The sequence below is a fragment of the Candidatus Solirubrobacter pratensis genome (assembly GCF_000425945.1).
GTDB lineage: Bacteria > Actinomycetota > Thermoleophilia > Solirubrobacterales > Solirubrobacteraceae > Solirubrobacter > Solirubrobacter pratensis.
In genome coordinates, this window is the sequence record NZ_AUEK01000003.1 from 251,316 (window position 1) to 269,852 (window position 18,537).

The window sequence follows — 18,537 nt, forward strand, 5'->3', positions numbered from 1 at the left end:
TGCGGGCCATGCGAGGCAGGGTCCGGAGGCCTCGCGGGCGGGCGACCGGTAGCGTGCCGCCGATCACGGCGATCCTGTTCATCGGCGACGTGGTCGGGCGAGCGGGGCGCCGCGCGCTGCGCGAGCTGCTGCCCGGGCTGCGCGAGGAGCTCGCGCCCGACTTCGTGGTCGCCAACGGCGAGAACGCGGCGGGCGGCATCGGCATCACGCCGAAGGAGGCCGACGAGCTGCTGCGCGCCGGCGTGGACGCCATCACGCTCGGCAACCACACCTACCGCCACCGGGAGATCTGGTCGTACCTGGAGCAGGAGCGCCGGATCGTCCGCCCGGCGAACTACCTCCCCAACCAGCCCGGAAGGGGGACGACGATCGTCGAGCGCGACGGCGTCACGCTCGGCATCGTGAACCTGTCCGGCGCCGTGCACCTGCAGGCCGGGAGCCCGCCGCTGGTTGCCATCGACGGCGCGCTAAAGGAGGTCGCCCGCGCCGACCAGATCCTCGTCGACATGCACGCCGAGGTGACGAGCGAGAAGGTCGCGCTCGGCTGGTACCTCGACGGCAAGGTGACGGCCGTCGTCGGCACGCACACGCACATCCCCACGGCCGACGCCCGCGTGCTGCCCGGCGGGACCGCCTACATCACCGACGTCGGGATGACCGGCGCGCGCGGCGGCGTGATCGGGATGAAGCGCGAGCAGTCGATCGCCGTGATGCGCACGCACATGCCGATGCGCTACGAGCCCTCCGACGAGGACCCGTGGATCAACGCCGTCCTGATCCGCGCCTCGAAGCCGCGGCGGGCCGACGAGATCAGGCAGATACTCCGAAGTTCTCCAGCACCATCGGCGTGATGTCGCGCAGCGCCCACTGCTCCTTGGAGTCCGCCGCCGGCCCCGTGCCGGCCCACAGCAGCGAGCCGAACGAGTCGTTGGCGTGCAGGGAGCCGTGCGAGCCGCCGCCGACGTGGTGGGCGCCGCCCCAGTCGCGGAACTCATAACCCGGCCGCGCCGAGGCGAGCACCTCGCCTGAGCTGCGGCAGCGCAGCGCCGACCAGACGCGGCTGAGCGCGTCCGGGTAGGTCGCCGAGCGCACGCGGTCGTCCTCGATCGTCAGCCCCAGCAGGTCGATGTCGCCCTCGACGCTCCAATGCTCCCCGCGCGCGTCGGTCAGATCGCCGCGCGGCGCGAAGCGGACCTCCTTGACGCCGCGCGAGCGCTCCCCGCGCACGATCGCCTCGCCGTCCGGGTGGTCGCCCATCCGCATCACGAGGTCCACGCCGTCGAGGGCGAGCAGCGTGCGCTCGATCCGCGGCACGACCTTGCGGCGCTGGTCGCGGTCGAGCACGTAGACCTGCGCGGCGCGCGAGTTCGGGCAGACGGCGATCTCGTCGCCCGGCCGCGGACGCTGCGCGGCTCGCACGCCGAACCCGTCGAACGCCTTGAACAGGTCGATCTCCTGTTCGACCTTCGACTGCGAGTGGTCGCTGCAGATGATGATCGCGTGGTTCTCGAGGAACGCGTCGATCCCGCCTGCCGGCTCCATCATCCGCGCGAGCTGGCGATCGGCGGCGGCGAGGCTGTCGATCTGCGCGAACGGTCCGTACTTGTGCGAGTGCGTGTCGTTGTCGGGCAGCGAGAGCAGCAGGAAGTCGAACAGGTCGTTCTGCACGAGGAACTCCGCCACGCAGCCGCCGTGCTGATCGCGCACGCCGGGCAGGCCGAGTTGCGAGCGGCAAGGCGTCCGCCGCGACGCGAACAGGTCGGCGTAGAAGAGTTCCTTCGGGCCCCAGGTCGGCAGGCCGAAGACGGCGTGCGCGAGCCGCGTCAGCGCCGTGTCGACGGCCGGCTCGTGCCGGTGGCGGCCGCGGTACATGAGGTACGTCGTGCCGGCCGTGCGAACGCCGCCGGTGTCGTCGAGCCGCTCGAACACCGTCTCGACGTCGCGCGAGAGGTGCTCGAGGTTCATGTTGTAGATCGTGTCCGTGAGCGACTGGCGGATGCCGAACGCGCGCGAGGCGCCGAAGCTCGTGCCGTACTCGACGTAGCGCTCCTCCTCGCGATGCCACCAGTTCATCGCGGGGATGTCGTGCTCGCCCGGGCCGGTGCCGGTGGCGATCGAGGCCGCGCACACCGGCGTCACCGACGGGAACGCGGCGACGCAGGAGTCGACCACCTCGCCGCGCTCCATCAGCGCCTGCAGCGTGGGCGCCCGCCCGGTCGCGACCGCCCGCTCGAGCATGGCGGGCTTCATCGCGTCGATGACGGCGAGGACGAGCTTCTTGCTCACCGCGTCACCGTGCCCGGAAGCATCGCCCTCTGGGCGAGTCGTCCCCGGACCGCGTCACCCTGCCCGGGAGAATCGCCCTCTGGGCGATTGCTCCCAGCGACGCCAGCCCTCTGGGCGAGTCGTCGCCGGTCAACGGAGGATCCGCAGGCCCGCGTACTTCTCGCCGGCGCGGCGCCGGCCACCGATCAGCAGCCATGCGAGGGCCCCGACCACGAGGATCGCGAGCGGCGGGAGCAGGATCGAGACGCCGGCGCCGATCAGCGCCGCGCCCTCCGCGAACAGCGGCAGCGCGGACTGCGCCTCGGCGTCCAACCGGGTGCGGACGCGGGCGAACAGCGAGCGGGTGGCGGCGAAGCCCAGACCGGCGGCGACCGCACCGACGATCAAGCCGGGCCACCAGTCGTCGGAGTGGTCGGCGATCGATCCGCTCACCTGCAGCATCCCCAGCACGAGCGCGATGCCGAGCAGCACCGCGACGGCGGAGCGGTTCGACGAGAGGTCCCGGCGGCGTTCGATGAAGCCGAGGACGGCCACCGCGACCAGCATGGCGAGCAGGAAACCGGGCTTCTCCAGGAAAGAGAAGTCCGTTCCGTCGAAGTCGAGGCCCACGTTCTCGGCCGCCAGCGCACCGGCCAGCAGCGTGGGGAGGAACGGGCGGATTCCGATCGCCGCGGCGATCCCCAGTCCCTGGAGCAGATCGAACAGGTAGTCCATGTGCGCGCTAGCGTTCCCGATCGGGCGGCCATGACGATAGACGAGACACCGAAGGGCAGCGCCCACGAGATCGAGCGCTACAGCGGTCTGTTCGCACGCCGTTCACAGGGGATGCGGTCATCCGCGATGCGCGACATGATGGCGATCACCGCGCGGCCCGAGGTGATCTCGCTCGCCACCGGCCTCCCCGACACGACGACGTTCCCGGCCGAGGACTTCGCCGCGCTGATGACGCGCGTGGCGGTCGACTCGACCGCGACGGCGCTGCAGTACGGGCCGACCGAGGGCCAGGACGACGTCCGCCGGGCGATCGTGCAGGTGATGGCCGCCGAGGGCATGGCCGTCGAGGAGGAGGACCTGATCGTCACGACCGGCGGCCAGCAGGTGATCGACCTCGTCTGCCGCACGTTCGTCGATCCGGGCGACGTCGTCGTCGCCGAGGGCCCGACCTACCCCGGAGCGGTGCCGTGCTTCAGCTCCTTCCAGGCCGACGTCGTGCAGGTCGAGATGGACGACGACGGCATGAGCATCGACGTGCTCGCGGAGACGCTGGAGCGCCTGCGGGCCGAGAACCGGCGGCCGAAGTTCATCTACACGATCCCGTCGTTCCAGAACCCGGCCGGCGTGACGATGTCGCTGGAGCGCCGCCGCGCGCTCGTGCGGATCGCCCACGAGCAGGAGCTCGTGATCCTGGAGGACAACCCGTACGGCCTGCTGCGCTACGAGGGCGACCCGCTGCCGACGCTGCGCTCTCTCGACGGCGGCCGCTACGTCGTCTACCTCGGGACCTTCTCGAAGATCCTCTCGGCCGGCCTGCGGCTCGGCTGGGCCGCGGCGCCGCGCCCGATCCTCGAGAAGTTGAACCTCGGCAAGCAGGCGGCCGACCTGTGCTCGTCGGCGCTGACCCAGCACTTCGTCGCCGCCTACTTCGACCAGCGCGACTGGCGCGCGTACCTCGACAAGCTGCGTGCGCTGTACCGGCGGCGCCGCGACGTGATGCTGGAGGCGCTGGAGGAGCACCTCCCCGCCGAGGCGACGTGGACGCGCCCGCGCGGCGGCCTGTTCATCTGGGCAAAGCTGCCCGATTACATCGACACGACCGACCTGCTGGCCCGGGCCCTGCGCGAGAACGTCGCGTTCGTCCCCGGTCGCGCCGCCTACCTCGACGGCCGCGGCGGATCGGAGATGCGCCTGAACTTCTCCGGGGTCAGCGACGACGACATCCGCGAGGGCGTGCGGCGGATCGGCAAGGTCGTCTCCGAGCAGGTCGCGCTCTACGGAACGCTGACCGGCCTCAAGCCGGCGGCCAGGCCGGCGCCCGAGGCACAGGTGCTGCCGCTGCGGCGGCGGGAGGCCTCGTGAGGGGCGACGACTCGCCTTCGGGGCTCGCGTTGCTACGAGCGATCGCCCGTGCCGACAGGGAATCCCTGGGAGCGCCGGAGGGCCCGGAGCCGAGGGCGATTCTCCCGCGCGAGGTGGACCGATGAGGGTCGCCGTCCTGAAGGGCGGCAACTCGCTGGAGCGCTACGTGTCGCTGCGCTCGGGCGCCCGCGTGGAGGACGCGCTGGAGCGGCTCGGGCACGACGTCGTGCCGATCGACGTCGGCGCCGACCTCGTCGAGCGCCTGCAGGCCGACCGCCCCGACGTGGCGTTCGTCGCCCTGCACGGGCGCGGGGGCGAGGACGGCACGGTCCAGGAGCTGCTCGAGCTGGTCGGCGTGCCCTACACGGCGTCCGGTCCAGGTGCGTGCATCCGCTGCATGGACAAGGTCGTCGCCAAGCACGCGCTGCGCGACGCCGGCATCCCGACGCCGGACTTCTACGCCTTCAGCCAGGCCGCGTTCGCGGATCTCGGCGCCGCCAAGGCGCTGCCGGCGATCGAGGAGCGGCTCGAGTTCCCGATCGTCGTCAAGCCGGCGGCCGGCGGGTCGGCGATGGGGATCAAATTCGCGCGCACCGCAGGTGACGTGCCGGGCGCGCTCATCGCCGCCTTCTCCTACGACACCAAGGTGCTGCTGGAGCGCCACATCGCGGGTCGCGACCTCGCGGTCTCGGTGCTCGACGGCCCGGACGGGCCGCGGGCGCTGCCGGTCGTCGAGGCGATTCCCACCGGCGACTCGTACGACTTCGAGGCGCGCTACGAGATCGGCGCCACCCGCTTCGACTGCCCCGCCGAGCTGCCCGCCGAGCTCGCCCGCCGCGCGCAGGAGCTCGCGCTGGGGACCTGGCGCGTGCTCGGCTGCCGCGGCTTCGCCCGCGTGGACCTGATGCTCGAGGGCGAGGAGCTGACCGTGCTCGAGGCCAATGCGATCCCCGGGCTCACGGACACGTCGCTGCTGCCGCTCGCCGCGGACGCCGCCGGCATCGGCTTCGACGAGTTCGTCGCGCGGACCCTGGACCTGGCCGTCGCGCGCACCGCGGCGTAGCCGTGGGCTACGAGGAGAACCGACGGCTGCTGCGGGCGCGCGACGCGATGGACCGCAGCTACGCCGACGCGCTCGACGTCCAGGCGCTCGCCGACGCCGTCCACCTCTCCCGCGCGCACTTCATCCGCAGCTTCCGCGACGCGTTCGGGGAGACGCCGCACCGCTATCTCCAGCGCCGGCGGATCGAGCGGGCGATGGCGTTCCTGCGCGAGACCGGCCGGCCGGTGACGGAGATCTGCTTCGACGTGGGCTTCTCAAGCCTCGGCACGTTCTGCCGCACGTTCCGCGCGATCGTCGGGTGCTCGCCGACCGAGTACCGCGCCCGCTCGGCCCCGCGGCGGATCCCGGGCTGCATGGCGATGGCGCTGGACCGCCCATCGGGCACTTTCGGAGAAGCCCGGAGCGCGCGCCGCGCGTAGCGTGCGCGCATGCTCAGCTCCATCTCGCACACGCCGGTCTACGTCCTCGACCATGACGCGGCGCTCGACTTCTACGTCGGCAAGCTCGGGCTCGAGGTCCGTACCGACGCGCAGCTCGAGTTCATGCGGTTCCTGACCATCAACGTCCCCGGGGATCCGCACCACGAGCTGCTGCTCACCGTCCCCGGCCCTCCGCTGCACGACGACGCCACGGCGCAGGCCCTGCGCGAGCTGATCGGCAAGGGCGCGCTCACCGCGGCCCTGTTCCGCACCGCCGACTGCCGCGGCACGTACGCCCGGCTGCGCGACTTGGGCGTGGAGTTCACCGAGGAGCCGACGGAACGCTTCTACGGCATCGACTGCGCGCTGCGGGACCCGTTCGGCAACTGGATCCGGATCACCCAGCAGGCCGAGATCGTCGTGGTTCCGTCGTGATCACCGTCGTCACGCATCTCACGCTCGACGGCGTCATGCAGGCTCCGGCTGCCGCCGGGGAGGACACGCGCGGCGGCTTCACCCGCGGCGGCTGGGCGGTGCCGTACCAGGACGAGGCATTGATGCGCCTGGTCGGCCCGCAGACCGGCGCGGGCGGCGGGCTGCTGCTCGGCCGCCGGACCTACGAGCACTTCTTCTCGGTCTGGCCCAAGCGCGCCGGCGACGGGAATCCGTTCAGCGAGATCCTGAACCGGACGACCAAATACGTCGTCTCGCGGACGCTCCAGGAGCCGTTGGCGTGGGAGAACTCGGTGCTCATCCGCGAGCCGGTGCGCCCGGAGCCGGACGTCACCGTGCTCGGGAGCGGTGAGCTCGTCCAGTCGCTGCTGGCGCGCGACCTCGTGGACCGCCTCCTGCTCGCGATCCATCCGCTCGTGCTGGGCCAGGGCCGGCGGCTGTTCCCCGACGGCGGGGCGCCCGTCACGCTCGACCTGGTCGAGTCCGAGGCGACGCCGAAGGGCGTCGTGTACGCGCAGTACGTGCGCGCGGGGACCTAGTTGAGGTCGGTAGTTGAGGTCGGATGATGGGGGTGGGGCGGAGGGGCTGCTGGCCTCAATCGCGGGGGGGGGCGGAGGGGCTGCTGGCCTCAATCGCGGGGTGGGGCGGAGGAGCTGCTCGCCTTAATCATCCCCGCCCGCGAAGTCCTCAGGGGACACGCGGTCGAGGAACTCCTTGAACTTGTCGACGACCTCTTCGGTCTCCTCGACCTCATGCTCGAACTCGATCGCGGACTCGGCGATCACGTCCTCGGCGGCGAAGATCGGGGCGCCGGAGCGGACGGCGAGCGCCAGCGCGTCGCTCGGCCGGGAGTCGATCTCGACCTCGCGTCCGTTCACTGACAGGGTGATCGACGCGTAGAAGGTGTTCTCGCGCAGTTCGGTGACCGAGACGCGGGTGCACGACACCTCGAGCTCGCCGAGCATGTCGAACAGGAGGTCGTGCGTCATGGGCCGCGGCGTGGACGCTCCCTGCAGCTTCATCAAGATGGCCGCGGCCTCTGGATGCCCGATCCAGATGGGCAGGAACTTGTTCGTGTCGACGGCCTTGAGCAGCACGATCGGCTGTTTGCCGACCATGTCGAAGCTCACGCCGTAGATGACCATCTCCTGCACTCTGGGGGCGCTCCTCGCTCGCTCGCGTGGGTCCCCAAGTATAGGCGCCGCCCTATCCTCGACCCAGTGGCCTCCGACCGGCCGCTCGACGATGCGCAGGCCGTGCTCGGAGGGCCGGTCATCGGTGCCCGCAGCTCGCGGGGCGGCGATGAGACCGATCCGTCTCTCGGACGTGCGCCCGTCGCGCGGGAGGTGGAAGATGCAGGGGTGGCAACGCCGATCCGTCGCCGGCTGAAGGCCGGCCTCGTGAGCGCGGCGCTCATCGCCGCGGTCTCCGCGGTGATCGCGCTCCTCCAGACGGGCGTGCCCGCCTCCGGCTTGGGCGTGCTCTACCTGCTCGCCGTCGTGCCGCTCGCGCTCGCCTACGGACTGGCGACGGCGGTCCCCGCCTCGCTGGTGAGCATGGCGGTCTTCGACTACTTCTTCCTCGCGCCGCGGGAATCGATCGACCCCGGCAACTCGGACAACTGGATCATCCTCGCGGCCTTCCTGGCCGCCGCGCTCACGGTCTGCGTGCTGGCGGAGCGGTCCAAGCGCGAGGCACGCCTGTCGGCGCGGCTGGCGGACGAGCAGGCGGCGCTGCGGCGCGTCGCGACGCTGGTGGCGCGGGCCGTGCCCTCGCAGGAGCTCTTCGAGGCCGTGACGAGGGAGATCGGCGTGCTGTGCGGCGCCGACATGGCGCGGCTCGAGCGCTACGAGCCCGACGGAACGGTCACGGCGGTCGCGGCGTGGACGCGCGGCGACGCCGCGCGGCTCGCGGTCGGGCGGCGGTTTGCACTCGAGGGCGCGAGCATCGCCCAGCAGGTGCGCGAGACCGGGCAGCCGGCGCGCATCGACAGCTTCGCCGACGCCCACGGCCCGATCGCTCGCGAAGCCCGGTCGGTCGGCATCCGTTCGTCGATCGGCGGCCCGATCGTCGTGGGGCGCCGGGTCTGGGGCGTGATCGCCGCGTCGACGTGGAGCGACGACCCGTTTCCGCCGGGCACCGAAGCGCGGATCGGGGAGTTCACGGAGCTGATCGCCACCGCGATCTCCAACGCGCAGGCCAACGCCGAGCTCGTCGCCTCGCGCACGCGCATCCTGGCGACCGCCGACGACGCGCGGCGCCGGGTGGCGCGCGACCTCCACGACGGCGCCCAGCAGCGCATCGTGCAGACGATCATCATGCTCAAGCTCGCGCAGCGCGATCTGCCCGCCGACCACCCGGCTGCGGCGCTCGTGGACGACGCGCTCGCCCAGGCCGAGGAGAGCAACGCCGACCTGCGCGAGCTCGCCCACGGCGTCCTGCCGTCGGTGCTGACGCACGGCGGGCTTCGGGCCGGCGTCGACTCGCTGGTCTCGCGCGTGAGCATCCCCGTCGACGTCGCGGTCCCGGACGAGCGGCTCCCCGCCGGGATCGAGGCGAGCGCGTACTTCGTCGTCGCGGAGGCGCTGACGAACGTCGTCAAGCACGCCCAGGCCGGGCACGCCGAGATCACCGCACGCGTCGAGGCCGGTGCGCTGCGGCTCGGCGTCCGCGACGACGGCATCGGCGGCGCCGAGCACGCGGGCACGGGGCTGATCGGCCTCGGCGACCGCCTCTCGGCGATCGGCGGCGAGCTCAGCGTGCACAGCCCGCCGGGCGGCGGCACGACGGTGGAGGCGACGTTCCCGCTTCCCGCGGATTGACCCGGGCAGAGAAAAGGCCCCTGTGCGGGGCCTTCGTGAGTGGGCGATCCAGGATTCGAACCTGGGACCTCTTCCTTATCAGAGAAGCGCTCTAACCGACTGAGCTAATCGCCCGCTGCGGCGCGGAATGATAGCTCAGCCGCGCTCGAGGGCTCCCAGCCGCTCGGCCAGCGCCTCCGCCTCATCCAGCGATCCGACCGCGAGCGTGACGGTGAAGCCCTCGCGGCGCGGGGCGATGCGGACGTCGGCGCCGAGGGCGCGGGCCAGGGCGTCCTGCAGGCGCTCGGCCGCGGCCTGCTGGTCGGGATGGACCGTGCGCTTGGGGCTGTGCGGGGCCTCGGGCGGAGCGGCGGCGGCGCGGGCGCGGGCCTCGGTCTCGCGCACCGTCCAGCCCTCCTGCACCGCCGTGCGGGCGAGGCGGCGGCGGTCGGCGTGGTCGGGCGCCGTGAGCAGCGCGCGGCCGTGGCCCTCGCTGAGCCGGCCCTCGGTCAGAAGGTCCAGGACCTCGTCCGGGAGGTCCAGCAGCCGCATCAGGTTCGACACCGCGACGCGGGAGCGGCCGACGCGGCGGCCGACGTCCTCGCGTGTGAGTCCCAGCTCGTCGACCAGCAGCGCGCAGGCGCGCGCCTCCTCGACCGGGTTGAGGTCCTCGCGCGCCATGTTCTCGATCAGCGCCAGCTCGAGCGTCTCCGCGTCCTCGTGCGGCTGGACGACCGCCGGGATCGTCTCCAGGCCCGCAAGCTGGGCCGCGCGCCAGCGGCGCTCTCCGGCGATCAGCTCGTAGCTGCCGCCGGGGACCGGGCGCACGAGCACCGGCTGCAGCACGCCGCGCGCGCGCAGCGAGTCGGCCAGCGCCACGAGGCTGTCCTCGTCGAACGCGCGCCGTGGCTGGCGCGGGTTCGGCGTGATCAGCTCCACCGGCACGCGCCGCAGGTCGGGTGGCAGGTCCGCCCCGGGCGTGCCGGTCGGCGAGAGGATCGCCGCGAGCCCGCGGCCCATCCCCCGGTTGCGCTCAGCCACGGGCGGCCACCTCCTTGGCCAGCTCGAAGTACGCCTCCGAGCCGGCGCAGTGCGGATCGTGGTGGATCACGGGCACGCCGTAGCTCGGTGCCTCGCCGAGCCGCACGTTGCGCGGGATCACGGTGTCGAAGACGAGCGCCGGGAAGTGCTCGCGCACCTCGCGCTCGACGTCCTGCGCGAGCTTCGTGCGTGCGTCGTGCATGGTCAGCAGCATGCCGGCGACCGTCAGGCGCGGGTTCAGCTCGCGCTGGATCAGCGACAGCGTGTCCAGCAGGCCCGCGAGCCCCTCGAGCGCGAAGTACTCGGTCTGGACCGGGACGATCACGCGATCGGCCGCGACCAGCGCGTTGACGGTGAGCGGCCCGAGCGAGGGCGGGCAGTCGAGCAGGATGAACGCGAAGTCCTCGCGCAGCGGCGCGATCGCGTCGCGCAGGCGCATCTCCGACCCCGCCGAGCGCGGAAGCTCCATCGTCGCGCCCGCCAGGTCGGGCGTCGAGACGAGGATCGAGAGATGGTCGATCGCGGTTGGCCGGATCGCTTCGGCCGCCGGCAGCTCGCCGGTCAGGACCTCGTAGACGCCGGCGGAGTCGCGGTCGACCCCGAGGCCGACCGTCGCGTTGCCCTGCGGGTCCACATCGACCACCAGGGTCTCGTAGCCGGCCGCGGCGATGCACGCGGCCACATTGACCGCGGTGGTCGTCTTGCCGACCCCGCCCTTCTGGTTGGCGATCGCGTAGATGGTGCCCATGTCGCCCCCGACGCTAGCGATCCGGGCGGCGGATCCGCGGTTCAGGGCGGCGGCTCGACGACCGGTGATGCGCGCGGGATCCGCATCGCGGGCGGCGATCCACTCCGGCTCGGCTCGTCATCGGCGCGCCGAGGGGCGCCCGGCCCCGCGTCCGCCGCCGGTGGCCGCGCTCACCCGTGGCCAGATTCGCCCCCCAATCGACGAGGATCGCGGGCGGCGGCGGCGGTCCCACGCGGCGGCACCCCAGAGGATTCCGCGGTTACCGGCTACGCCAGCGGGCGCTTCATCGCCATTCCGGGCCGGCGCGGGAACCGCTCCGGGGTGGGCGCGGTCTTGCAGAACACGTGCAGCGTCCGATCCCGCGCCGCCGGATAGGGCTGCACCTCGACCACCTCGACGGGCGCCAAGCCCAGGATCTCGGCGGCCGCGGCGCCGGCCGCCGACTCCTCCGGCGAGACGGCGGCCTTCCAGGCGACGACGTGACCGCCGTCCTCCAGCAGCGGCGCGGCGTACTCGAGCACGACCGGCAGCGCCGCCAGGGCGCGCGCGGTGACGAGGTCGTGGGCGGCGAGCCCCTCCTCCCACTCCTCCGCGCGCGCGTGGACCACGCGTACATTCCGCATTCCGTCGGCGGCCCGCTCGAGGTAGCGGCAGTGGCGGATCGCGCTCTCGACGAGCCGCACGTCCGCGTCGGGGAGCGCGGCGGCGAGCGCGAGCCCCGGCCAGCCGGCGCCGGAGCCGAGGTCGGCGACCCGGCGAGCTGCCGCGACCATCGGGAGCTCCAGCGCAACGAGCGAGTCGGCGACGTGGCGCTCGAGCGCCTGAGCCGGATCACGGACCGTCGTCGACGCCGCCGGGTCCGTGGCCTGCAGCTCGAGGATGCGAGCGAGCGGCTCCGCAGCGCTCTCGGGAGCGCCGAGGCGTTTCACGTGAAACGCGACGTCCTCGTGTTTCACGTGAAACGGTGGGTCAGGAGCCCAGCGGTGCGACGACGAGGTGCCGATCCGGCTCGGTGCCCTCGGAGTACGTCTCGACGTCGTCGCGGTCCTTGAGGTACTCGTGCACGACCTTGCGCTCGGTGGCGCTCATCGCATCCAGGGCGACCGGCCGGCCGGAGCGCACGGCGTCTGCGGCCGCGTCGTCGGCCTGCCGCTGCAGCGCCTGCTCACGCCGGTCGCGGTAGCCGGCGGCGTCGATCACCACGCGAATGCCCGCCGACGGCGGGACGTCGCGCGTGGCCACCTTGAACGCCAGGTGCTGCACAGCGTCGATCGTCGTGCCGTGGCGGCCGATGAACAGGCCGAGGTCATCGCCCTCGAGGATGCCGCGGATGTTGCGGCCCTCCTCGTCGACGACCACGTCGGCGTCGAGACCCAGCGCTTCGCTGACGTGCTCGAGCAGGTCGCGCACCCGATCTGCCGCGTCGCTCATCGGCGCCTCCCTGACCGCTTCTTCTTCCGCCTCGGCGGCGATGGTGGCCGCCCGGGCGGGCGGCCCTTCGGCTCGCCGGCGGCTGCCGGCGTCGCAGCAGGACGCTTGGCGGGCGGCGCCTTCGTCTTCGTGTCTCCGCGTGACTCGCCGCCGCCGGTCAGATCTTTCAAGCTCCCGAACAACGATGGTGGCGACTCGCCCTCCGGTGTCGGCGGGCGCAGCGGGCCGAGACGCTTCTTGATGATCGTCTGCTGCACGATCGTCCACATGTTCGTGGTGATCCAGTACACGAGCAGGCCCGCGGGGAACTGGATCACGAACGTGACGAAGATGAACGGGAGCGCGATGAAGATCATCCGCTGCGTCCGGTCCGTCGTCGTCGACATCAGCAGCGTCGAGAACAGCTGTGTGCCGACGTACAGGACGATCAAGATGATCAGGACGCTGCCCGTCGCCTTGTTCGTCAGGTCGTGGATGAAGAGGAACGACGCGTCGCCGCCGTCACCGCACGGGATCGGAGTCTTGAAGTGCTCCGTCCCCGGCCCGTTGATCTCCGGGCAGATGTCGCGGCGCAGGTCGGTGCGCAGCATGTAGTACAGCGAGATGAAGACCGGGAACTGGGCCACCATCGGCAGGCACGAGGCCAGCGGGTTGACCTTGTTCTCGCGGTAGAAGCGCATGACCTCCTGGTTCATGCGCTCCTTGTCGTTCTTGTACTTCTCCTGGATCTTCTTCAGCTCGGGCTGGAGATGCGCCATGCGCTGCATCGAGTGGAACTGCTTGAAGGTCAGCGGCAGCAGGCAGGCGCGGACGATGATCGTCAGCGCGATGATCGACCAGCCCCACTGGATCCCGATGCTGTCGTGGAAGAACTTCAGGATCGCTTCGAAGAAGTCGATCAGCGGCTGGAGTGGATTGGTCGCGAAGAGCGGCAACGGGCTAATGGATGTGGGCGTGGCGCCGGAAGAGGGTCTGGTCGGTCACGGGGTCATAGCCGCCGTGGCTGAAGGGATTGCAGCGCAGCAGTCGCCACGCGGCGAGGACGGCGCCCCGGAGGATGCCATAGCGCCCGATCGCCTGCACGGCGTATTCGGAGCAGCTGGGGTAGTACTTGCAGCGAGGTCCCAGGAGTGGTGAGAGGACCCGTTGGTAGACGCGGATGACCGCGATCGCCGCCGGCCTCATGCCGGCTCCTCGCGCGCGGGTGTACCTCCGAGCGCGGTGACCAGCTCGGCGAGTGCGCCCTGCATGCCGCTCGCACCCTCGCGTTCGGCGAGGTCGCGAGCGTCGGGACGCGCCACGACGACGTAATCGCTGCTGTTCGGCAGCCGCTCGGCCTCGGCCCAGAACGCCTCCCGCAGCACGCGCTTGACGCGGTTGCGGTCCACGGCGCCGCCGACCCGCCGGGATACCGACAGGCCGAGGCGCGGACCGTCCTCCTCACGATCGGAGGCGTCGTCCTCGCGTGGAAACGCGTAGAGCACGAGATAGCGGTTGCCCTTGGAGCGACCCTGCCGGTAGACACGCTCGAACTCCGCGCTGCGAGAGAGGCGGCGACGGCGAGGAGCGCGGCCCGGAGGCATCAGCGGTTCCGTTCGCAGGATCGGCGCATCGTCCGGGAGCTGCCGGAATCCGTCGAGCGTCCGGACGGGCCCACCTAGACGGTCAGTCGCTTGCGGCCCTTGTCGCGGCGGCGCTTGAGCACGAGCCGGCCGGCCCGGGTGCTCATACGGGCGCGAAACCCGTGTGTACGGGCGCGCTTTCGCTTCTTGGGCTGATAGGTGCGCTTCACGTTTCGGACTCCTTAGCCGCGGGCCGTCGGGTTCGCGGGCTCGGCGCAGCGCCGAGCCGCCGCGCTGCGCGGCGGCTGACAAGGATACAGCGCCCGCGTGCACACCCTGCACACACGCCGTCCACAGGCGTGTTCACAACATTCGTGCGCGATTTGCGAAAGCGCTCCGGAAGGCCCGGATCCGGCCCCTGAGCCCATGCTATGTTCGCCCTTCCGGGCCCTCAGCGGCCCCACCTGAAGCCCACCACCGAGCCCTCGCCCTCGCCGAGGAGACCCTTCCGCGCGCAGTGTCAGACCCCGAGCTAGACCGAATCTGGCACCGGATCCGCGGTGAGCTCCGGCGCGCCGTCAGCGATTCGACCTGGCACATCTGGCTGGAGCGGCTCGACGTCAGCTCGCTTGACGGGACGACGCTCGCGATCGAGGCGCCCGACGACGTCCGCGCATGGGTCCAGGGCCGCTTCCACCGGCTGCTGCAGGCCTGCGCCGAGCGCGTGCTCGGGCCGGGGACGCGCGTGGAGATCCGCGGGCCGCAGGACGTCGAGCCCGAACCGGCGAGGGTCGCGGCCCAGGCCTCGCAGGAGCTCAACCCGCGCATGACGTTCGAGCAGTTCGTGATCGGCGACTCCAACCGCTTCGCCCACGCGGCCGCGCTCGCCGTCGCGGAGATGCCCGGCCTCGCGTACAACCCGCTCTTCATCTGCGGTCCTCCCGGACTCGGCAAGACGCACCTCCTGCACTCGATCGCCAACTACGTCACCGAGCACGGCGGCGGGATGAGCGTCCGGTACACGACGGTGGAGGCGTTCACCGACCACTTCGTCGGCTCGCTGCGCGGCGGGATGGACGCCTTCAAGGCCGCCTACCGCGGCGTCGACGTGCTGCTCGTGGATGACGTCCAGTTCCTCCAGAGCAAGGCGAAGACCGAGCAGGAGTTCTTCCACACGTTCAATGCGCTCCACCAGGCGGGAGCGCAGCTCGTGCTCACCTCCGACCGCCTGCCGCGCGACATGGACGCGCTGGAGGACCGCCTGCGCGAGCGCTTCGAAGCAGGCCTCGTCGTCGACGTCGCGCCGGCCGACCGCGCGACCCGCCTCACGATCCTGCGCAAGCGCGTCGCCCAGGACGACGTCGGGGACGTCGGCGAGGGCGCGCTGGAGCTGATCGCCGACCGCGTCGACACCAACATCCGCGCACTCGAGGGCGCGCTGATCCGCGTCGTGGCCTTCGGCTCGCTCACCGGCCGGTCGGTCGACGCCGAGCTCGCCGGCGAGGTGCTCGCCGGGCTCTACCCCGAGCTCACGCCGCGCTCGCGCACGCTGCGCGAGATCCAGGAGCGCACCTGCGAGGCGTTCGGCATCTCGCTCGAGGAGCTCCTGTCCTCCAGCCGCGCCCAGCCGCTCGCCTGGCCGCGCCAGGTGGCGATGTACCTCTCGCGCGAGCTGACCGACGCCACGCTGCCGGCCATCGGCCGCGCGTTCGGCGGGCGCAACCACACGACGGTCCTGCACGCCTACCGCAGGACCGCGGAGCGCATCGCCTCCGACCGCGACGCCTTCGAGGCGGTCCGCCGCTTGACCGAGACGCTCGGCGGGCGTTGATGGGTCCGGTTCGCCTGACAGACTCGGGCAGTTCATCCACAGCCCGTGCACAGCAGGATTTCGCGCCCCAGCGTCATGCTCGGCGCTTGCGCACAGAATTGACAGCCCCGATGACCACTAGAGAGACCCTTCTTTCGATGTCGACGAGGAGAGAGGCGAGAGCCGAATGAAGATCACGACCCGGCGCGACGCCCTCTTCGGACAGCTGCAGACGGTCACGCGCGCCGCATCCACCCGCAGCGCCGTCCAGGCGCTGTCCGGCGTCCAGCTGCTCGCGCACTCTGGTGCGATCGAGCTGCGCGCCACCGACATGGAGATCGGCCTGCGCGTGCCGCTGGAGGGCGACGTGGTCCGCGAGGGTGCCGTCGTGCTGCCGGCGCGCCTGGTGGTCGACGTCGTGCGCGCGCTCCCGGGAGACGAGGTGTCGCTCGAGCTGCGGCCGGCGGAGCAGGACGTCGAGCTGATCGGCGGCGCCGCGACCTTCCATCTGCGCACGCTGCGCTCGGAGGACTTCCCGCCGTTCCCGGAGCCAGAGGACGAGGGGCGCGTCAACGTCCCCGCCGCCGCCTTCGTCGAGACGGTGCTCAAGGTCGCCCGCTCCGCGTCGCGCGACGAGACGCGCCCGGTGCTCACCGGCATCCTCGTCTCGGCGTCAGGCGACGAGCTGCGGATGGTCGCGACCGACTCCTACCGCCTCTCGGTCAAGGAGACCAAGCTCGACGCGCCGCTCGCCGGCGCCTTCGAGGCCAACGTGCCGGCCCGCGCGCTGCAGGAGCTGACGCGGATCGTCCAGCACGAGAACGCCGAGGAGCTCTCGGTCTCCGTGCGCGCGAACCAGGTCGTGTTCGAGGCCGGCGGCGTCGTGCTGTCCTCGCGGCTGATCGACGGGCAGTTCCCGAACTACCGCCAGCTGTTGCCCGACGCGTACGAGCACGAGCTGCGGCTCGCCGGCGGTGAGGCGACCGAGGTCGTGCGCCGGATCTCCCTGCTGGCGCAGAAGAACGCGCCGCTGCGGCTGGCGTTCACCGAGGGCGAGCTGACGGTGTCGGCGCGCACGCCCGACGTCGGCGAGGCGCGCGAGACGCTGCCGGTCCCGTTCCAGGGCGAGCCGCTGGAGATCGGCTTCAACCCCGAGTTCCTGCGCGACGGCCTGGAGGCGGTCGAGGGCGGCGACGCGATCCTGAAGCTCATCTCACCGCTGCGCCCGGGGCTGATCGAGGCCGGCGACGCGTCGGGCTTCCAGTACCTCCTGATGCCGATCAGACTGAACGTGTAGCGCCCGCCGGGCGCCGTCAGCCCGCCATGATCGCCACCTCGCTCACCGTCCGCGACTTCCGCTCCTACGAGGCGGCGGACGTCCGGCTGGGAGCGGGCCTGACCGTCATCGCGGGCCGCAACGGCGCCGGCAAGACGAACCTGCTGGAAGCGCTCTACTTCGCCTGCACCGGCCGCTCGTGCCGTACGGCGAACGAGCGCGAGTGCGTGCGCTTCGGCGCCGCGCTGACGCGGCTGGAGCTGCGTTGCGAGGACGCGCACGAGCGGCACGTCCTCAGCGTCGGGTTCCAGCCGGGCGAGGCGAAGCGGCTGAAGGTCGACGGCGCGGCGGTCGAGCGGCTGACGGACAGCTCCGCCCGGCCGCTGGTGTCGGTCTTCCTTCCTGACCGGCTGGAGCTCGTGCTCGGCGCGCCGGCCCTGCGCCGGTCGCACCTGGATCAGGTGATCGCCGCGCTGTGGCCCGCCCGCGCCGCGACCCGCCGCGCCTACAGCGCCGCGCTGGCGCAGCGCAACGCGCTGCTGACCGGGATCAAGGCCGGCCGCTCCGGCCGAGCGTCGCTGCCCGCATGGGACGCCGAGCTCGCGCGCCACGGCATCGAGCTGATGCGCGACCGCGCCGCGACGGTCGAGCGGCTCGCGCCGCGCTTCGCCGAGCACGCGGCCGGACTCGGGCTCGAGGGCGAGGTCGAGCTGCGCTACCGGCCGCGCTCGAAGGCCGCCGACGCTGCGGGCCTCGCGGCCGAGCTCGCCGAGCGGATGGATGCCGACGTCGAGCGCGGCTTCACCGGCCACGGCCCGCATCGCGACGACCTCGCGTTCCGGCGCGAGGGCCGCGAGCTGCGCACCTATGGCTCGCGCGGGCAGCAGCGGCTCGGCCTGCTCGCGCTGCTGCTGGCCGAGCGCGAGGAGCTGGCCGCCGAGCGCGGCGCCGCGCCCCTGCTGCTGCTCGACGACGTGATGAGCGAGCTCGATGCCACGCGCCGCGAGCGCCTGACGACGCTGCTGCGCCGCGGCGGCCAGGCGGTGATCACGACGACCGAGCTGGCGCACGTGCCGGGCGCCGAGCAGCCCGACGTGGCGAGGATCGCCATCTCGGCGATCGCTCGCCCTGCGGGCTCGGATCGTGAGGAGGCCCCGCCCGCGGGGCTCCGCCTCCCGCCGCCTGCCAGCACCATCGACCAGGATGTCCTCGTCACCGGCGGGGCGAGAGCGGCGTGAGGCGGCGCGGCCCGCGCCCGGTCTCCTACGCGCTCGACGGGCTCACCTCGGCGCTCGCGCCGGCGACCCTCCTGGCCGAGGTGCAGCGAGCGTGGCCGGAGGCCGCCGGAGACCGCTTCGCGCCGCACTCCGAGCCGGTGAGCGAGCGCGACGGGGTGCTGATCGTCGCCTGCTCGGAGGCTGTCTGGGCGCAGGAGCTCGACCTGATGTCGGAGCTCGTGCTGCAACGATTGAACACCGCGCTCGGCCGGCCCGCGGTGCGGCGGTTGCGGGTTCGCGCGACACGCATCTGATCCCGACTCCGTTTTGTGCCTGTTTGCAGCACTTTCGTCA

General features: G+C 72.2%; 22 protein-coding genes and 1 tRNA gene. 11 read left to right on the forward strand and 12 right to left on the reverse strand.

Annotation, left to right across the window (positions count from 1 at the left end; translation table 11 throughout):
• Positions 1-53 precede the first annotated feature (53 nt).
• Positions 54-851 (forward strand): TIGR00282 family metallophosphoesterase, encoded by a 798-nt coding sequence (locus H958_RS0101295; RefSeq protein ID WP_028057333.1) that lies wholly within the window; start codon positions 54-56, stop codon positions 849-851.
• On the opposite strand, the gene H958_RS0101300 is transcribed toward H958_RS0101295, so the two are convergent.
• Both H958_RS0101300 and H958_RS0101305 read right to left on the reverse strand, forming a co-directional pair.
• The gene (locus tag H958_RS0101300) at positions 811-2,286 is read right to left on the reverse strand and encodes an alkaline phosphatase family protein (protein WP_028057334.1); all 1,476 of its coding nucleotides are present in this window, start codon (positions 2,284-2,286) and stop codon (positions 811-813) included. The two genes, H958_RS0101295 and H958_RS0101300, sit on opposite strands and share 41 nt — an antisense overlap.
• 129 nt (positions 2,287-2,415) lie before the next feature.
• Positions 2,416-3,000, reverse strand: coding sequence for a DUF4126 family protein (locus H958_RS0101305; protein WP_028057335.1), 585 nt, complete (start codon positions 2,998-3,000; stop codon positions 2,416-2,418).
• Positions 3,001-3,030: 30 nt separating this feature from the next.
• On the opposite strand from H958_RS0101305, the gene H958_RS0101310 reads away from it, so the two are divergent.
• The 5 genes from H958_RS0101310 (at position 3,031) to H958_RS0101330 (ending at position 6,836) form a co-directional block, all read left to right on the forward strand.
• Positions 3,031-4,362 (forward strand): aminotransferase-like domain-containing protein, encoded by a 1,332-nt coding sequence (locus tag H958_RS0101310; RefSeq protein WP_028057336.1) that lies wholly within the window; start codon positions 3,031-3,033, stop codon positions 4,360-4,362.
• Between the two features lie 121 nt (positions 4,363-4,483).
• Positions 4,484-5,425 (forward strand): D-alanine--D-alanine ligase family protein, encoded by a 942-nt coding sequence (locus H958_RS34145; RefSeq protein WP_037408802.1) that lies wholly within the window; start codon positions 4,484-4,486, stop codon positions 5,423-5,425.
• 47 nt (positions 5,426-5,472) lie between these two features.
• A complete protein-coding gene (locus H958_RS0101320) occupies positions 5,473-5,844 on the forward strand; it encodes a helix-turn-helix transcriptional regulator (RefSeq protein ID WP_051323772.1) in 372 nt (123 codons plus the stop codon).
• Between the two features lie 9 nt (positions 5,845-5,853).
• Positions 5,854-6,279: a VOC family protein gene (locus H958_RS0101325; RefSeq protein WP_028057338.1), complete on the forward strand. Its 426-nt coding sequence runs from the start codon at positions 5,854-5,856 to the stop codon at positions 6,277-6,279.
• Positions 6,276-6,836, forward strand: coding sequence for a dihydrofolate reductase family protein (locus tag H958_RS0101330; protein ID WP_196807154.1), 561 nt, complete (start codon positions 6,276-6,278; stop codon positions 6,834-6,836). Before H958_RS0101325 ends, H958_RS0101330 begins: the two co-directional genes overlap by 4 nt.
• Before the next feature lie 123 nt (positions 6,837-6,959).
• Here the strand turns inward: H958_RS0101330 and H958_RS0101335 are convergent, their stop codons facing one another.
• Complete coding sequence (locus H958_RS0101335) at positions 6,960-7,442, reverse strand: bifunctional nuclease family protein (RefSeq protein WP_231379163.1); 483 nt, start codon at positions 7,440-7,442, stop codon at positions 6,960-6,962.
• Positions 7,443-7,658: 216 nt separating this feature from the next.
• Here H958_RS0101335 and H958_RS34150 point away from each other — a divergent pair, with 216 nt between their 5' ends.
• Positions 7,659-9,119: a sensor histidine kinase gene (locus H958_RS34150; RefSeq protein WP_037408995.1), complete on the forward strand. Its 1,461-nt coding sequence runs from the start codon at positions 7,659-7,661 to the stop codon at positions 9,117-9,119.
• Positions 9,120-9,159: 40 nt separating this feature from the next.
• On the opposite strand, the gene H958_RS0101345 is transcribed toward H958_RS34150, so the two are convergent.
• The 9 genes from H958_RS0101345 to rpmH form a co-directional block, all read right to left on the reverse strand.
• Positions 9,160-9,233: transfer RNA gene (locus tag H958_RS0101345), tRNA-Ile, on the reverse strand.
• A 21-nt stretch (positions 9,234-9,254) separates the two neighbouring features.
• Positions 9,255-10,139 (reverse strand): ParB/RepB/Spo0J family partition protein, encoded by an 885-nt coding sequence (locus H958_RS0101350; RefSeq protein WP_028057341.1) that lies wholly within the window; start codon positions 10,137-10,139, stop codon positions 9,255-9,257.
• Positions 10,132-10,887, reverse strand: a complete 756-nt coding sequence (locus tag H958_RS0101355) for a ParA family protein (RefSeq protein WP_028057342.1) — start codon at positions 10,885-10,887, stop codon at positions 10,132-10,134. Before H958_RS0101355 ends, H958_RS0101350 begins: the two co-directional genes overlap by 8 nt.
• 266 nt (positions 10,888-11,153) lie before the next feature.
• On the reverse strand, positions 11,154-11,816 hold the full coding sequence (locus H958_RS42555; protein WP_196807155.1) for a 16S rRNA (guanine(527)-N(7))-methyltransferase RsmG: 663 nt from the start codon (positions 11,814-11,816) through the stop codon (positions 11,154-11,156).
• A 40-nt stretch (positions 11,817-11,856) separates the two neighbouring features.
• On the reverse strand, positions 11,857-12,318 hold the full coding sequence (locus tag H958_RS34160) for a Jag family protein (RefSeq protein WP_081685491.1): 462 nt from the start codon (positions 12,316-12,318) through the stop codon (positions 11,857-11,859).
• Complete coding sequence (locus H958_RS0101370) at positions 12,315-13,253, reverse strand: YidC/Oxa1 family membrane protein insertase (protein WP_028057343.1); 939 nt, start codon at positions 13,251-13,253, stop codon at positions 12,315-12,317. The genes H958_RS34160 and H958_RS0101370 overlap by 4 nt, the downstream gene beginning before the upstream one ends.
• 4 nt (positions 13,254-13,257) lie before the next feature.
• Positions 13,258-13,503 (reverse strand): membrane protein insertion efficiency factor YidD, encoded by a 246-nt coding sequence (gene yidD, locus H958_RS0101375; RefSeq protein WP_028057344.1) that lies wholly within the window; start codon positions 13,501-13,503, stop codon positions 13,258-13,260.
• A complete protein-coding gene (gene rnpA, locus H958_RS0101380; protein WP_037408803.1) occupies positions 13,500-13,901 on the reverse strand; it encodes a ribonuclease P protein component in 402 nt (133 codons plus the stop codon). Before rnpA ends, yidD begins: the two co-directional genes overlap by 4 nt.
• A 74-nt stretch (positions 13,902-13,975) precedes the next feature.
• A complete protein-coding gene (gene rpmH / locus H958_RS44720; RefSeq protein WP_081685567.1) occupies positions 13,976-14,110 on the reverse strand; it encodes a 50S ribosomal protein L34 in 135 nt (44 codons plus the stop codon).
• Positions 14,111-14,397: 287 nt separating this feature from the next.
• On the opposite strand from rpmH, the gene dnaA reads away from it, so the two are divergent.
• The 4 genes from dnaA to H958_RS0101400 all read left to right on the forward strand — a co-directional run bounded on the left by dnaA (position 14,398) and on the right by H958_RS0101400 (position 18,497).
• Positions 14,398-15,711 carry a chromosomal replication initiator protein DnaA gene (gene dnaA, locus H958_RS0101385; RefSeq protein ID WP_028057346.1) on the forward strand — a complete coding sequence of 438 codons (1,314 nt, stop codon included), beginning with the start codon at positions 14,398-14,400 and terminating at the stop codon, positions 15,709-15,711.
• Between the two features lie 166 nt (positions 15,712-15,877).
• Positions 15,878-16,987, forward strand: a complete 1,110-nt coding sequence (dnaN, locus tag H958_RS0101390; RefSeq protein WP_028057347.1) for a DNA polymerase III subunit beta — start codon at positions 15,878-15,880, stop codon at positions 16,985-16,987.
• Positions 16,988-17,013: 26 nt separating this feature from the next.
• A complete protein-coding gene (gene recF / locus H958_RS42560; protein WP_051323671.1) occupies positions 17,014-18,204 on the forward strand; it encodes a DNA replication/repair protein RecF in 1,191 nt (396 codons plus the stop codon).
• Positions 18,201-18,497, forward strand: coding sequence for a DUF721 domain-containing protein (locus H958_RS0101400; protein WP_028057348.1), 297 nt, complete (start codon positions 18,201-18,203; stop codon positions 18,495-18,497). Before recF ends, H958_RS0101400 begins: the two co-directional genes overlap by 4 nt.
• The last annotated feature ends 40 nt before the right edge of the window (positions 18,498-18,537 follow it).

Bases quoted from the DNA above. Each gene is read 5' to 3' on its own strand.
- H958_RS34145 (WP_037408802.1), top strand. From the start codon at position 4,484: ATGAGGGTCGCCGTCCTGAAGGGCGGCAACTCGCTGGAGCGCTACGTG.
- H958_RS0101305 (WP_028057335.1), bottom strand. From the start codon at position 3,000: ATGGACTACCTGTTCGATCTGCTCCAGGGACTGGGGATCGCCGCGGCG.
- H958_RS0101335 (WP_231379163.1), bottom strand. From the start codon at position 7,442: ATGGTCATCTACGGCGTGAGCTTCGACATGGTCGGCAAACAGCCGATC.
- yidD (WP_028057344.1), bottom strand. From the start codon at position 13,503: ATGAGGCCGGCGGCGATCGCGGTCATCCGCGTCTACCAACGGGTCCTC.
- H958_RS0101355 (WP_028057342.1), bottom strand. From the start codon at position 10,887: ATGGGCACCATCTACGCGATCGCCAACCAGAAGGGCGGGGTCGGCAAG.
- H958_RS0101310 (WP_028057336.1), top strand. From the start codon at position 3,031: ATGACGATAGACGAGACACCGAAGGGCAGCGCCCACGAGATCGAGCGC.
- recF (WP_051323671.1), top strand. From the start codon at position 17,014: ATGATCGCCACCTCGCTCACCGTCCGCGACTTCCGCTCCTACGAGGCG.
- H958_RS0101325 (WP_028057338.1), top strand. From the start codon at position 5,854: ATGCTCAGCTCCATCTCGCACACGCCGGTCTACGTCCTCGACCATGAC.
- dnaN (WP_028057347.1), top strand. From the start codon at position 15,878: ATGAAGATCACGACCCGGCGCGACGCCCTCTTCGGACAGCTGCAGACG.
- rnpA (WP_037408803.1), bottom strand. From the start codon at position 13,901: ATGCCTCCGGGCCGCGCTCCTCGCCGTCGCCGCCTCTCTCGCAGCGCG.
- H958_RS34160 (WP_081685491.1), bottom strand. From the start codon at position 12,318: ATGAGCGACGCGGCAGATCGGGTGCGCGACCTGCTCGAGCACGTCAGC.
- H958_RS0101320 (WP_051323772.1), top strand. From the start codon at position 5,473: ATGGACCGCAGCTACGCCGACGCGCTCGACGTCCAGGCGCTCGCCGAC.